14 protein-coding genes and 4 pseudogenes are annotated in these 12,853 nt (G+C 50.6%); 4 read left to right on the top strand and 14 right to left on the bottom strand.

Going from position 1 to position 12,853, the window contains the following annotated elements:
- Positions 1-265: 265 nt before the first annotated feature.
- Positions 266-582, bottom strand: a pseudogene (locus C1N59_RS23510) (DUF1493 family protein); the annotation flags it as partial.
- Positions 583-1,076: 494 nt separating this feature from the next.
- Positions 1,077-1,292 carry a toxin-antitoxin system HicB family antitoxin gene (locus tag C1N59_RS23505; protein ID WP_394551578.1) on the bottom strand — a complete coding sequence of 72 codons (216 nt, stop codon included), beginning with the start codon at positions 1,290-1,292 and terminating at the stop codon, positions 1,077-1,079.
- A gap of 171 nt (positions 1,293-1,463) precedes the next feature.
- On the opposite strand from C1N59_RS23505, the gene C1N59_RS23500 reads away from it, so the two are divergent.
- Positions 1,464-1,958, top strand: coding sequence for a hypothetical protein (locus C1N59_RS23500; RefSeq protein WP_394551575.1), 495 nt, complete (start codon positions 1,464-1,466; stop codon positions 1,956-1,958).
- Between the two features lie 375 nt (positions 1,959-2,333).
- Here the strand turns inward: C1N59_RS23500 and C1N59_RS23495 are convergent.
- The 10 genes and pseudogenes from C1N59_RS23495 to C1N59_RS23450 form a co-directional block, all read right to left on the bottom strand.
- Positions 2,334-2,554: pseudogene (locus C1N59_RS23495) on the bottom strand (ogr/Delta-like zinc finger family protein).
- 73 nt (positions 2,555-2,627) lie between these two features.
- Positions 2,628-3,785 carry a contractile injection system protein, VgrG/Pvc8 family gene (locus tag C1N59_RS23490; protein WP_394550302.1) on the bottom strand — a complete coding sequence of 386 codons (1,158 nt, stop codon included), beginning with the start codon at positions 3,783-3,785 and terminating at the stop codon, positions 2,628-2,630.
- A gap of 1 nt (position 3,786) precedes the next feature.
- Positions 3,787-4,290: a phage tail protein gene (locus C1N59_RS23485; protein ID WP_033739905.1), complete on the bottom strand. Its 504-nt coding sequence runs from the start codon at positions 4,288-4,290 to the stop codon at positions 3,787-3,789.
- 6 nt (positions 4,291-4,296) lie between these two features.
- On the bottom strand, positions 4,297-6,543 hold the full coding sequence (locus C1N59_RS23480; RefSeq protein WP_394550301.1) for a phage tail tape measure protein: 2,247 nt from the start codon (positions 6,541-6,543) through the stop codon (positions 4,297-4,299).
- Complete coding sequence (locus C1N59_RS23475) at positions 6,536-6,676, bottom strand: GpE family phage tail protein (RefSeq protein ID WP_033739907.1); 141 nt, start codon at positions 6,674-6,676, stop codon at positions 6,536-6,538. The genes C1N59_RS23480 and C1N59_RS23475 overlap by 8 nt, the downstream gene beginning before the upstream one ends.
- 14 nt (positions 6,677-6,690) lie before the next feature.
- Positions 6,691-6,987, bottom strand: coding sequence for a phage tail assembly protein (locus C1N59_RS23470; protein ID WP_375097014.1), 297 nt, complete (start codon positions 6,985-6,987; stop codon positions 6,691-6,693).
- A gap of 54 nt (positions 6,988-7,041) precedes the next feature.
- The gene (locus C1N59_RS23465) at positions 7,042-7,554 is read right to left on the bottom strand and encodes a phage major tail tube protein (RefSeq protein WP_033739911.1); all 513 of its coding nucleotides are present in this window, start codon (positions 7,552-7,554) and stop codon (positions 7,042-7,044) included.
- Between the two features lie 12 nt (positions 7,555-7,566).
- Positions 7,567-8,736 (bottom strand): phage tail sheath protein, encoded by a 1,170-nt coding sequence (locus tag C1N59_RS23460; protein WP_394550300.1) that lies wholly within the window; start codon positions 8,734-8,736, stop codon positions 7,567-7,569.
- A gap of 40 nt (positions 8,737-8,776) precedes the next feature.
- The gene (locus tag C1N59_RS23455; RefSeq protein WP_394550299.1) at positions 8,777-9,130 is read right to left on the bottom strand and encodes a YciI family protein; all 354 of its coding nucleotides are present in this window, start codon (positions 9,128-9,130) and stop codon (positions 8,777-8,779) included.
- 12 nt (positions 9,131-9,142) lie between these two features.
- Positions 9,143-9,721 (bottom strand): recombinase family protein, encoded by a 579-nt coding sequence (locus tag C1N59_RS23450; RefSeq protein WP_394550298.1) that lies wholly within the window; start codon positions 9,719-9,721, stop codon positions 9,143-9,145.
- A 461-nt stretch (positions 9,722-10,182) separates the two neighbouring features.
- On the opposite strand from C1N59_RS23450, the gene C1N59_RS23445 reads away from it, so the two are divergent.
- Positions 10,183-10,431: a hypothetical protein gene (locus C1N59_RS23445; RefSeq protein WP_394551572.1), complete on the top strand. Its 249-nt coding sequence runs from the start codon at positions 10,183-10,185 to the stop codon at positions 10,429-10,431.
- Positions 10,432-10,760: 329 nt separating this feature from the next.
- Here the strand turns inward: C1N59_RS23445 and C1N59_RS23440 are convergent, their stop codons facing one another.
- Complete coding sequence (locus tag C1N59_RS23440) at positions 10,761-10,937, bottom strand: hypothetical protein (protein ID WP_185200640.1); 177 nt, start codon at positions 10,935-10,937, stop codon at positions 10,761-10,763.
- A complete protein-coding gene (locus C1N59_RS23435; RefSeq protein WP_394550294.1) occupies positions 10,934-11,569 on the bottom strand; it encodes a glycine-rich domain-containing protein in 636 nt (211 codons plus the stop codon). The genes C1N59_RS23440 and C1N59_RS23435 overlap by 4 nt, the downstream gene beginning before the upstream one ends.
- Before the next feature lie 81 nt (positions 11,570-11,650).
- Between C1N59_RS23435 and C1N59_RS23430 the strand changes: the two are divergent.
- Positions 11,651-12,100 (top strand): annotated as a pseudogene (locus tag C1N59_RS23430) (phage tail protein); the annotation flags it as partial.
- 173 nt (positions 12,101-12,273) lie between these two features.
- Positions 12,274-12,693, top strand: a pseudogene (locus tag C1N59_RS23425) (tail fiber assembly protein).
- Positions 12,694-12,853 lie beyond the last annotated feature (160 nt).

Raw genomic sequence — 12,853 nt, 5'->3', positions numbered from 1 at the left:
TTTTTTTGCCAGACAGATAGCGACAATGCCCAGCAAAATCGATGTTATACCGAGAAAACATTAACGAAAGGAGATGGCTAAAAATCCGCCCAGGCTTGTGAAATCGCTGAGTCTGACGAGTTGTTCTGGGGTTAGTGTACGAACCATTATTTCCGGAAGAATCAGAAAACATATAATGACTGCTAAAATATAAATCGTCTTATTTTTCCCTTTTCATTATTTTCCTGTCTGAGTTTGAGGTAAGGTATTTCTGTTTTTGATTTTTCTTCATCGTCCAGTGACCTGCTCGGGCCGAGTCAATCAGTAATTGAATGGTCAACGCCTTTTCTGCTTTGCCTTATCTTCAGGAAATAGCGAGTGAAATTGATTTCATCTAAATTAATTCGAAAATTTCTCTGTGAATTCCTCTAGTAAATCATAGGCATCTAACGGGTCCATTCGAAAATCTTCATTAAGATCGGTATTATGTTTGAGCGGATACCGCTTAAAGGTAAATATGCTTCGACCATTGTAAGTCTCAACAAGATCGAGTACTGCTTTTCTGTCTCGTCCATTATCGTAGTCTGCTCTTCTTTCTGGCAATATTATTTTATTTGAATGTTATCTCATAGCCAATCTTGTAAGCGTACAACTTAGATTGCTCATTCATTTATAAGGACCTTACATCCTGATTATTTACTTTGAGCAAGTCAATATGGGTAAGTCCCGATTCACTGAACATCATATTACAGATAAATATTGAAACTTCATGGTGTTTTGAAAATCGCCATGAAAAGATTATACGGTTGAGGTTAAACCCACTTACTGTATCTTACATAAAGATAAGCAACGATACCGACCCAGACAACCACAAACCCCATTGGGTAAAATGGAACGAATCGCACAATAAAATAAGCACCAACAACACTGACTATAATCGGTACAAGATAGAAAAAAGATTGCAGTAACCATACAATAAAAAGCTTCATTTACTCACAACTCCATCAAAGCCTCAGCTATTTTATCAAACTTGTAATGGCCAAATTAAAAACTTCACAATAGCGAAATTTAGCTTTTTTCATTTACCACACATATAATTAACTCAATATTTCACGTACAAACTCACCCTCCGGCTCAATTCCCCTTGCCTTTAACGCCTCTCTCGCCAGATTCTTCAGCCAGCTTGCCAGACTAATTCCTTCTTCAGTTGCAACCGCATCGAGCTGTTTTTTTAAGGCGGGATCAATGCGCATTTGAAATTGTGGGGACTTGCCTCCACCTTTTGGTTTTTTTTCACGCATTATAATTGACATGTACTGACCTATTCCTCATTTTAATCCTTTAAAAGACCACACTAACATGAGGCCTTTTATGAGAGCAACGCCCCGGCAGTGATGCAACACATACCGGAGCGTCTGACCACAACGTTCACTCTAAAGGAAACAACGCTATGGCTAATACCAATAGTAACACAACCACTCATTATGAAATCGTGGACATTCAACCAGTTATCGAACCGGCAGTATCAACCCTTTGAAAACACCGCTCGGCACGACGCACGATCTCTTTCAGGTGCTGGAGCATGTAGCCACTATGTCGATGCCCTGGTGGAATGTCACGATATCACCGCTCGTATGGCACTATGCGGCCGTCTGCTCGCTGCACTGGAAGTCTTGAAAGTTCTGTTAGACAAGCCACTGCCAGAACACCTGATTAAACGCCTCACGCTGGAGAAAGGTAATGACAAAGCCTGTCGCAGCGGTTGTTCGATAGATTCGGAAGAGATGCGGCAATATTGCAGCGCATTGACGTTAGTGTTGCTGAATCAGCCGGCTTCTACAGACTTGCAGAAACACATCACCGGCTTGTTATTCCAGATGATTAACATCATGACTGATGACTTAACCGCGCCGCGTTTTGTGCAAACAGCGTCGGGGCTGGTGATGATCGATAGCAAACTTACAGATAGCGTTCATTAATTCCGGCCCTTTCCCTTCTTCCCTTTGGAAGAAGGGAATTCGCATACCGAATTCAAATCCCAGCGCGGACTTACTCTTAGTACCAAAATACTTTATCACCCCTGCGTTTTCTTCTGCCGAAAATCGCCACGCTTTTTCTCTCTTCACCGGAAGCCTGTTTTGCCTGACTCATATCAGTAAAATCTTTTTATTCCGTACAGTAATTGCCAGTGTCCCCAAGGGCCCCGGCCCTCACCACCGTACAGTTATTAACAGCACTCCCAGAGGCCGCTGTCGCGCCCTTAAACGTCAACGGCTCGCTGGCCTTCAGCCTGATCTCCCAGCGATCCCATCCAGGCCGCAGCCATAAAAAAAACCCGCTTTCGCGGGTTGGGCTTACAGCAGCTGCGGTGACGGATTATTGCTGCCTTTCGCCATCACCGGCACGGTATTAATCTGTGCCGGTTCGACGATAATCCGGATACGCTCTCCAGGGTTTTAAAGGTACAACTGCAGTTAATATTCTGGCACTGGTGATAACGTTCTTTCGTCTCTTTCGAAACATAACGGCTGCTTTTCGTATGGGCGGCGGTCTGACATTTTGGGCAATGCATCATAGTTGTTCTCCTCTCTGGCATACAATCACATTAGCCAAAGACTAAACAAAAAGCAACAATAATTAGATTTAATCTAACCAACTTGCTTTTCAACTAAGATGTAATCCACGTTTTCAGTCATCAGCTCCAGGTTCAACTGGGTGGTAAAGCCACTTTTATCGAGGGTATGCACGATATTGGTAATCAGCCATTTTTGATTATCGATGACCGATTTAAAACCATGAGCTTTGACCGGCGTTTCAGGAATCAACTCCGCAGCACCCAGCGCCAGTAGGATCTTCAGCGTAGCCCGGTTGCGTTGCAGTTCCTGCCACTTTGCCTTAGCCGCCTCCTCTGCTTCCTCCTGGCTACTGAAGTGCGTATTCAGTACATACAGCTTCTTATTGCTGCCAAAAACATAGGTTTTTCCCGGGTCTTGTTGCCCGATTGTGGGGATATTTTTGGCTGCGGGATGGACAGGGTTCACCGCCGGTGTTGCTGGCGGTATCGTGTTGACGGTTACCCCTTTCTGCTGCGCCTTTTTCTGATCGTACCATTTTGCTTCTACGCCACTGTAATCGTCGCGCTTAAACAATTTGTACTCATACTTATCGCCATCCTGTCGGTTCAGATTCAGGAGTGAAATCGGCTTTCCGCTCACGGTCACGCCCTGCCCGGGGGCAAAGAACTGCAGCATTTCTTTTTTAATTGTCGCCACCGCGCCAACCAGCATAGCCAGACGAGTAATAAATGTGCCGTCCGTTTCCTGTGTTTGATCGAGGTGCTTAATCTTTTTCTTAGCTATCTCCTGCGAAACTTTCCACTTGAGGTTATTACGTTTCGCGATTTTTTCCACGACCTCGCCAACCGTCATGTCTGGATATGAATCAGTGATTTTAACATCGAGCGAACCGCTAAAATCGGCGCTTCGGGCGACCACCGTTATCGTGTCCGGCGCGCCCTGGTAGGTGACTTCATCAATGAGGTAGATGCCTTTATTTGCAAGCGGCTGTCCTTTCCAGCCAATCTCCAGGGCGACTTTTGCGCCAAAAGGCGGCATGACCAACTGGCCGTCGCTGTCGTCCAGTGTCAGCTCCAGTTGATCGGCCTGCAAGCCACGGTTATCCGTTAACTTCAGAGAAATCAGCCGTGGGCGAATATCTTCCGTTTTATCCTTCGTCTCAATTTTGATATTGAAGTCCGGCGTCGGCGCAACGCGCAGAGGCACCGGAATCGGGGCGATATCGCTCATCTCAGCGCCCTCCGCTCAGCGCAGAGGTAACGCTGTTGATGACAGAACCCACCCGTTGCGCTGCGTCACTGGCCCGGTTTTGCAGTTCTTCCGCCTGCCTTTTTAAGTCGCCGAACATGCTGGTCAGCGAATCGTCAACCCGCAACAGGTTGAGGGTAAAGCCTATCTTGCGCGCGCTGCCGTCGCTGTAGAATTCGGTATGCGTGGCCGAGAAATCTGTTACGACAAACATGCCGTAAATAATGCCATTGCCGCCAATCAGCGGCCACGCCAGGCCTTCATCGGCCATCGCCTTCAGTGCCAGCAGCGTGACATTGCCGCCGGTGATTTCAGGCCGGAGCTCGCCAGACAGGGTGATTTTATCGTCACCGGCACCCAAAAACTGGGTCGACTCACGTCGCCCCACGCGACTGTTCTTTGCCCAGCGATAGCCCACGTCATGCTTCAGATTGTCGAAGGGAAGGGTTTGCCGTACAAACGGCATCATGCCTAATATCATCATCATGGTGAATTAATCCCGGCTAAACATGGAGTTATAGCTGCTATCAGCCGTGGACCACGGCGATGCCGTGGAATACTGTGCAACGGCCTGTCCGATCGCCTGGGGGTCGCCTGTCGCATAGATGTTGTTGGTTACGGTGTGCTGACGGTTATCCACGTTTGAATTGTTAACCGAAGGCAAAGGCTGATTGAGCGTGCTGTTAAGGCTGGCGCGCGATGCGGCCGGACGGGCATCCGCGTTATCCTCATCCTCGTCGTCCTGCTCGCGCATTTTGGGCGGTGGCAGCTTGTCTTTCACCTTGTCAGATTTCTCATCGATGATGCCAAGTTTGCCCAGCACCCAGTCAATGCCGCCCCGCAGTTGGTTAAGGGCTTCACCAGGCAATTTCAGCGCTGTCGCCAGCATGTTGCCGAAGCGCTGTCCCATCTCCCCTGCTGAAGCCAGCTCCTGCTGAGAAAACTTCACGGGTTCCAGCAGCGTCGAGAACCATGCGCCCAGCTCAGACACTTTGTTACTGAACCAGTCAAATACCGGCTTCAGCGGCGCGAACGCGTCGCTTATCGGCCCCATCGCCGCGCTGAAACCTTCAGCAACGCCGCTGATAAAAGCGCTAATCGGTTCCCAGTACTGGTAAACCAACATGGCACCCGCCGCGATAGCCGCGCCAAGCAAGACCACCGGTAGCGTAATCGCCCCCAGCGTGGCCGTAATCGCGCCACCGATGATGGCAAACGCGCTGCCCAGCAGCTCCACACCCGCCATGATAGTACTCAGCCCGCTAATGACGGGCCAGGCAATGTTCCCCACGCTGGCCAGGGAATCCACCAACGTCAGCCCACCGGCCGCCAGCGTCAGCAGGCTGTCCGAGAGCTGAGGATTGATATTCATGACGCCGGTCAGTACGGACTGTACGGACAAGCCATCCTGAGTGATAGCCTGCAGGCTGGTATCAACCGACGCGTCTGCGGCTGGCGGCTGGGCAGCGGGCGCCTGAGACAGCTGATCCAGTCGGCCACTGGCTGCGCCCTTCATCAGCACTGCGGCAGGGGCCGCGCCCTGTTCACCAAAAATGGCCTGCAGATAAGCGGCTTGTTGGGCTGCGTCGAGTTTATTTTTCTCAAACGCCGCCTGTACCTGACCGAGCACCGCGAAAATGGGCTGGTTGTTGCCCTGTTCGTCAGCGGTTTGCACATTCAACGCTTTCAGTGCGCTGTCTGCGCTGGCGTCCGGTGCCTGAACATGTGTCAACATGGCGCTGACGCCAGCACCGGCCTGGCTGCCCGTCATGCCGTTTTCCGCCAGCACGCCCATCATGGCCGCGGTCTGACCGACGCTTACACCGGCGTCCTTCGCGGCTGGCCCTACAGCGACCATCGCCGTCTTAAGCGCGGTAAAATCGGTGGTTTTATTGGCAAAGGTCGATGAGAGCACGTCGCCTAACTGACCAACCTGGTCATCTGCAATGCCGAACGCGTTTTTAATATTGAGCACCAAAGACGCGCTTTCTTGCATGCTACGTTGCGTCGCGTTTGCAAGGTTAGCCACTGCCGGTGCTGCAGCTTTTGCCTCTCCCGATGAGCCACCCGATTGCGTAATCGCCGCGCGGGCTTGCACAACCTCATTTGCAGGTGACAGGTAATCAATGACTTTTCGGCCCTTTTCAACAAAGTCTTTGGCCTTCGAACTGGCACTTTGCACGTTATCTGCCAGCGCCATGCCGGCACGGTAGCGATCGCGTATGCGGTTGAGCTTGTCCTGACGTTGATTCAGCCGATCCATGGACTGACCCTGCGCATTGAGGGTGGATGTCGTCTGCTCGGCTTGTTGATTCAGCTTCCGGCGCTCACTGCTCAACCGGCGCGTGGAAATCCCGGCGTCATTCAGCGCCTGGCGTTGCTCCTGTACCGACTGACGCAGCTGAATATTTTTTTGCTGCAGCGCGTTAGCCGACTGACGCAGCTTATCCAGCGCCTGCGTTTGTTCCGCGGTGGGGTTTTGGGTGTTTTTAAGTTGAATGGCGAGTGCTGCCGCTTCTGCCCGGGTATTTTTGAGATTTTGTTGGGTCAGCGTCAGTTCTTTGCGCGTCGCACGGAACCCTTCAATCTGCGCGGATTTAGCGTTGAGCGCATCCAGGTGGTCCTGCGTTTCCTGGATATCCGCAGACAGTTTTTCTGTTTCTTTACGCACGGCACTGAACGGGCGCGTCGCCCGATCAACCGCTTCCAGCAGCACTTGCAGCTTGAGCGTGTTACTCATCTGAGGTTACTCCACTGCGGATCATCACTCTATGCCGCCAGTCGAGTAACTCTTCCAGCGACATGGGATACATTTCTGAGGGGGGCCAGTGAAAAACGCTGGCAATATCGGCCATCAGATCATTGACCGTCATATCGCGGGGCCAGCTTACGTGGCCGATTTCGCTGACAAAAAACCAATCACCTTGCCGCCCAGGGCAATCAGGTCAACCGGGTCCAGCGCATTGCATTCCGCTTTGGTCAGCGAAGGCATCGTGATACGGGGCAGCACCATCAACAGCGCATCCACATCGGACGAGGCCAGCTCGGCCAGTCGTACACCGCGCAGTGCGCCGGCGTTCGGTTTGACCAGCTCGATCTGGGCGATCACTACATCACCGCGTGAAATCGGGCTTTCCAGCACCACCAGGTTGTCTTTCTGTTCCGGCTTATCCAGCTGTTCCATTTTTTCTCCATCTCAATCAAGAGGGACCAGCGCAGAACGCGCTGGCCTTTGTTATTACACCAGGCCGAGATTTTTACGGCGCTGTTCCAGACGATCGACGCCGTTGACCTTCTCCACCATGTTGACGGTGTCGATTTCAATCAGCTCTTTGCCATTCCAGGTCAGTTTGAAATAGGTATTTTTGCTGGTGACTTTGGTTTCGGCGTTTTCACCCTGCTTGGCTTCACCGAAGTCAAACGCCTGGTGCTTACCGCGCACTTCGATTTCAACGGCAATCTCTTCGCCGGTGTCATCGCGCTGATAAGAACCGGTAAAACGTAACGGAACGTTGGCCGTTGCGCCCCACTGGCTGAGTACCAGCTCATCCATACCGCCCAGCGTCCACTCCATATCGAGCGCCGCATCGTCCAGGCCGTTATCGATAAACGCGGCGCCGTTCATGCCGCCTGCGCGATAGGTATCCAGCTTGCGTGACAGCTTCGGCAACGTAACGGCGGTTACAATGCCCTGATAGCTGTTTGAATCATTGAAGAGGTTTAACCCCTTGAGTTTACGTGGCAGTGCCATTTATCCGGCTCCTTAGCTGTTTACGGATGCGGCGAAGTTCGCCAGATAGGTATCAGTGATGCGCTGACGCAGCGTCAGATCTTCCAGCGGGGGCACCGGCGTGTAGTCGTAATCGATAAACAGTTTGCCCGCCTTCAGGCTCTCTTTATCGTTCGCGCTTTCGTCGTACCAGCAGTTCGCACCCAGCAGATAACCAGCGCTGACCAGTTCACGGAACTTCGCATTGATGCCGGCGATGATTTCGCGTACCAGTACTGGCGTCAGCGGTTTATCGTTGGCCCACATGTGCGCTTCCGCCATGATATCGGCCAGCACCTGCGCTGAACGGGTGTAGTTCTCAAACGCGAAAAGCGGATCGTCGCTACAGGTACGGTTGCCCCAGAAACGGAAGCCGTCTTTACGGATCAGCGTGGTGACGCACTTCTCATTCAGCAGATCGGCATCGGTGCCAGTCTGTTGCAGATCCCAGAAAACGTCTGCAGAGATGCCGGTTACGCCATTGACGCCCACGTTGGACAGGGTTTTATGCCAGCCCGTATCGTTGTCAATTTTGGCGCGCAGGCCCAGCGCACGTGCGGTGGCATAAGCCATTTCAGATTTGCTGGTCGCGGTATTCCAGGCAATAAAGTCTGGCCAGATGACCATCAGCTCACGCTGGCTGAAGTTTTCGCGGTACTTCATGGCATCAGAGATGGTTTTGCTGTTCCAGGCGGACACGTAAGCAAAGCCACGCAGCTGCTGTGCAATGCTGGCCAGCGCGGTCGCCACTTCCAGCGAATCCAGCCCTGGCACGCCCAGAATACGTGGCTTAACACCCAGCTGAGTTTGCGCGCTGAGCAGCGCCTTCATGCCGGTGTATTTACCGTTCGCGTCTGTCGAGCCAATCAGGTTAGAGGTGGTTTCCGCCTGACTCGCGCCTTCTGCTACGCGAACCACGACAGTCACTGGCTTCGCCTGGTCAGCAATCGCCTGCAGCGCGGCCGCCAGGGTGCCCTGGGTACCGGCTTTGCCGATGGCTGCCTGCACGTTGGTCAGCAGAACAGGTGTGTTAAGAGGGAACGCCGTTGCATCAGCATCTTCTGCGGTGCAGATCATGCCAACAATGGCGGTTGAAACAGTCGAGATGGTGCGTGTGCCGTCATTAATTTCGACGACGCGGACACCGTGATGAAAATCAGACATCTGTAGCACTCCGTGTTGAGGGTGTGCTCAGAGTGTCAGGTCAGCAGAAAGGATGCATGCGATTGCAGTTTGCTGGCGCGTGGCTAAACAGTGGCGATAATTTACAGGGTAACGGGGCTGTCAAAAGCCTTACTCCAGAGCCGGATATCCACGTTTTGACGCAGCCCTCTTGCCAGAACGGGTCCTGCTTCAGGAGGGTTTCAACAGCTTCTTTGGATGCGGCTTCCACAATCCATAACGCACCATCGGGATGGGCCGTGGCATGCTCTCTGAGGGAGCCCGCAATCAGTACGCCTGACCTGACGCTTTCCAGCCACTGCAGATGAGCGTCCATATGGATTTTGCGAATATCAGCCCGGTCGGCACGATCGTAAAAACGCACGGCAAATGACATCGTTTATTCCTGTTAGTTACTACTATGATCGGTGGGTTTAGCGGCGTTGACTGGAAGATAGCGATACAGGGTTTTGACAGAGATATCCAGCACCAGTGCCACCTGGTAACGTGTGGCGCCGTTCGTCAGCATTCTTTTTGCCCGCTCCACGACGTCCGGCGTCATAATGCGCCGCCGCCCACCAATGCGTCCTTTTTCTCGCGCAGCGGTGAGGCCCGCTCGCGTGCGTTCAACGATCAATTCACGCTCCATTTCCGCCAGGGCGCCCATCACATGAAAGAAAAAACGTCCCATCGGCGTGCTGGTGTCGATGCTGTCTGTCAGGCTACGGAAATTGACTCCACGTTCACGCAGCTCCTCAGTGAGCATGACCAGATGACGCATGCTGCGGCCAAGCCGATCCAGCTTCCACACCACCAGAGTATCGCCCTCTTTTAACGTCCTGAGCGCCCGCTTTAGGCCTGGCCGTTCGCTGGTCTTACCGCTGATTTTATCCTCAAAAATCTGTTCACAATTTGCACTCTGCAAGGCATTCCGTTGTAAATCGGTGTTTTGGTCATTTGTTGACACCCTGACATAGCCAATCAGCATCGTTTTTCCTCTGGTAAAAGGTGGGGAGTTTGCCATTGCGTAGGTTACAGGGGCCAGGGGTTTGTTTCGCGAAAACCTCGGTTTTGTAGAAGCGGTTCAAAATGAAATTTCGCGCTCCCGAGGCGTTAAACAATTCACGAGTAACGGCAAGTTCCAGGTCCCGGATGGCGTAAGCACTGTCTACTTATCCGGATGTGCTGCTGGAGGCGGCGGGGGCGGGGGCGGTTGCCGTACAAACACCAGTGAATTTGGCGGCGGTGGCGGTGGCGGTGGCGCTGGACAGTCAGTTATTAAGCGCGCCATAACAGTTAAGCCTGGAGAAATGATCGATGTAGTCATCGGGGCTGGTGGTGCCGGTGGAACCACGTCAGTAAACTCCGATGGCAAAGCTGGAGGAGTTGGTGGCAATACTGTTTTTGGCAATTATTTGACCCTCATCGCCGGTCAGGGTGGAGACCCTGGTGGTGGTGGTTCAGCGCAGTATGGTGGGGCTGGTGGGGGAGGATATCCTCGTGGAAGCACTGGAAATGATGGAGCAGGAACAACGGGCTCGACGATTGGAACAGGTTGCGGCGGCGCAGGCGCGTCATGTCCATTCGGTGGAGGCGGTGGCTCCGTTCGCTCATCTTCCGCAGGTAGTGCTGGAGGCCAAAATGGTTACGTTGGTGATGGTTATGGTGCTGGCGGTGCAGGTGGTTCAACAGGAATAAATGGTAAAGGGGCTATGGGGCAGCCAGGTTTAGTCATAGTCGAATGGTAACTGGGAAAAAATTTTTTCTCACCAAAATTTAATAACCCTGAAGAAATAATCCGGCCAGAAATAATTAAAAATATTCAATCTTTCCATGGTTAATTTTTAATTTATATTTTTTTGAGGGTTATTTTTAAAAATATACTTCAGCATAAGTTTATTAACGCAATCCATAACAGTTGAAGCCATAACCTGGAATCATTTACTAATCATTTTATAAGCATCTTTTTGATGTTTATGGGATTTAAAGTAAGACCCGCTGTCGCGGGTCTTTTTTCGAAGTGATGTTCATTTCCTGGGTGGCACGAACATACCTTTTACATACTCCCAACCTTCTTCAGGCTTAATTTCACACTCTGTGATATCAACCCACTGGATAGAAGGATGGAACAATTCCGTTATATCATCTTCCGTTGAAAATAGTTCTCTTACTGTACTTTTTTCAATTCGCGCATAGTTTTTCATGCATATTCCTCAATGATAATAATGCCATCGCCACCGCTCCCTCCATTTTGAGCAGAAGAATTACTAACAGAAAATGCACCACCGCCGCCTGATCCAAACGCGCCAGGATCACCAGACAAAGATGAGCCTGCAGCAATAGGATTTCCCCCTCCACAGAAAAACGATGCGCCACCACCTCCACTCTCATAGCCCGAGCTTAAGGTAATTGCTGGGGTTCCTGCAGAGCCTCTGACATTCATGTGATTACTACCATAGCCAATACCACTGCCGCCGTTAGAAAGTAAGCGATTCTCTCCGTAGTTAAATGCCGTACCACTTGCCGCTCGAGCACCGCTTGATGCAGAGAGGTATCTACCAAAACTGCTGCTTTGCCCTGATTGCGGCTCGTTACCACCGACTCCACCAGAACCACCCTTTCCGACGGTTAGCAATATGGGAAACTCAAGCTCATCGACTGAATGCCAGGAGATAGCGGTACCACCCGCCCCTCCACCTGAGCCAACCGCTCCCTGATTTGCTCCAACTGCAGAAGTCCCACCGCCACCGCCGCCGCCTCCTGTAACGATTATTTTTAGTAGTCTCGCGGTCGGTTTTGCATAAGTCGTATTTTGACTGAAAATATTTACCTTCAATAATCGGCCAAAAAGCTTTTCGTCTAAACCGAGGTTTGTATCCTCTTTTTATTATTGGCACAAAGCCCGGAAAAACTTTAAAACCTCGGTTTGGGCGAAGGCTCTGCTTTGCCGGTTGGCGTGCCGGTTCCCTGGCCTTCTGAAATCCACCATCAGGCTGGCTAACGTGTAATGGTGACGCTTTCAGCGCGCAGCTGATCCCGCTTCTGGCGAGAGCCTATCCATCGCTTAAATTACCGGATTTGCGTGGGGATTTATACGTGGCTGGGATGATGGGCGTAACATTGATAACGGAAGAACAGTGCTTTCTGCACAGGATGATGCGTTTCGCTCACATAACCACCGTTTTGTTAACGAATATGGTACTCCAACACCCATATTGTTGCCTATACAGATCAAAATAGTGAGTCTGTTGATGTCACAAACCAACCGGGCAATCGTTGTCACACTTATATTTTTATGGAAAACACGGGTGGATCAGAGACACGACCACGCAACATTGCATTTAATTATATTTTGAGGGCTGCATAATGTTAAGAGCTCAATTGGATAAAAATCTCATAGCTATTAACTATGGGAATTAGTGTTTATAATTATGATGGTGTTTCTCGTGAATATCTTTCAACTATCACTGAAACTCTTGCTAAGGAGTAGGACTTCCTGCTAATTCATGTGTCGATGCTCCCTTAGAAAAAAAAGAGGGCATGAAGGTTTGCAGAACTAAAGACCTTTCTGCATGGGAATATATTAGTGATCATCGCGGTGAAACTGTCTACAACACTGAGACAGGAGAATCATTTATTATAACTGAACTGGGTGATTACCCAACCAATACAACTTCAAAAGTTCCAGCTTCAGAGTACTGTAAATGGGATGGTGAAAACTGGGTTGAGGATTTTTCGCTTAAACATGAAGCCGATAAAAAAATTGCAGAAAACATCGAGAAGATATTTAAATAGTATCGATAAGACAATCTCCGATTGGAAGATTGAACTTTTGCTTGGTGACATTAGCGATAATGACAAAGCAAACTATCAGCGTGGATGGCATACAAGTCTGCAGTGAAAGCCGTCGATGTATCGACGGCACCTGAAGTTAACTGGCCGCAAAACCGGAATAATTAAAGTGTTCCTCAAGAATGACAGATAGCGAGGCTCGCTATCTGTTAACTCAGCTTGGTTATGAGAATTTTCACTCTTTGGACAGGGAAACAATAGAAACCCACTTGTCTTTAGGCCATTTGAAACTGTAGAAATACAACAATTATTTTCTATTGAAATATTA

The sequence above is a fragment of the Pantoea sp. SGAir0183 genome, from assembly GCF_043545505.1.
This window is presented reverse-complemented; position numbering and strand designations above follow the sequence as displayed.

Excerpts from the sequence above, each read along its gene's own strand:
- C1N59_RS23440 (WP_185200640.1), bottom strand. The coding sequence starts at position 10,937 with ATGAAAAACTATGCGCGAATTGAAAAAAGTACAGTAAGAGAACTATTT.
- C1N59_RS23470 (WP_375097014.1), bottom strand. The coding sequence starts at position 6,987 with ATGGAACAGCTGGATAAGCCGGAACAGAAAGACAACCTGGTGGTGCTG.
- C1N59_RS23490 (WP_394550302.1), bottom strand. The coding sequence starts at position 3,785 with ATGAGCGATATCGCCCCGATTCCGGTGCCTCTGCGCGTTGCGCCGACG.
- C1N59_RS23480 (WP_394550301.1), bottom strand. The coding sequence starts at position 6,543 with ATGAGTAACACGCTCAAGCTGCAAGTGCTGCTGGAAGCGGTTGATCGG.
- C1N59_RS23505 (WP_394551578.1), bottom strand. The coding sequence starts at position 1,292 with ATGTCAATTATAATGCGTGAAAAAAAACCAAAAGGTGGAGGCAAGTCC.
- C1N59_RS23450 (WP_394550298.1), bottom strand. The coding sequence starts at position 9,721 with ATGCTGATTGGCTATGTCAGGGTGTCAACAAATGACCAAAACACCGAT.
- C1N59_RS23500 (WP_394551575.1), top strand. The coding sequence starts at position 1,464 with ATGAAATCGTGGACATTCAACCAGTTATCGAACCGGCAGTATCAACCC.
- C1N59_RS23465 (WP_033739911.1), bottom strand. The coding sequence starts at position 7,554 with ATGGCACTGCCACGTAAACTCAAGGGGTTAAACCTCTTCAATGATTCA.
- C1N59_RS23475 (WP_033739907.1), bottom strand. The coding sequence starts at position 6,676 with ATGACGGTCAATGATCTGATGGCCGATATTGCCAGCGTTTTTCACTGG.
- C1N59_RS23460 (WP_394550300.1), bottom strand. The coding sequence starts at position 8,736 with ATGTCTGATTTTCATCACGGTGTCCGCGTCGTCGAAATTAATGACGGC.
- C1N59_RS23485 (WP_033739905.1), bottom strand. The coding sequence starts at position 4,290 with ATGATGATGATATTAGGCATGATGCCGTTTGTACGGCAAACCCTTCCC.
- C1N59_RS23455 (WP_394550299.1), bottom strand. The coding sequence starts at position 9,130 with ATGTCATTTGCCGTGCGTTTTTACGATCGTGCCGACCGGGCTGATATT.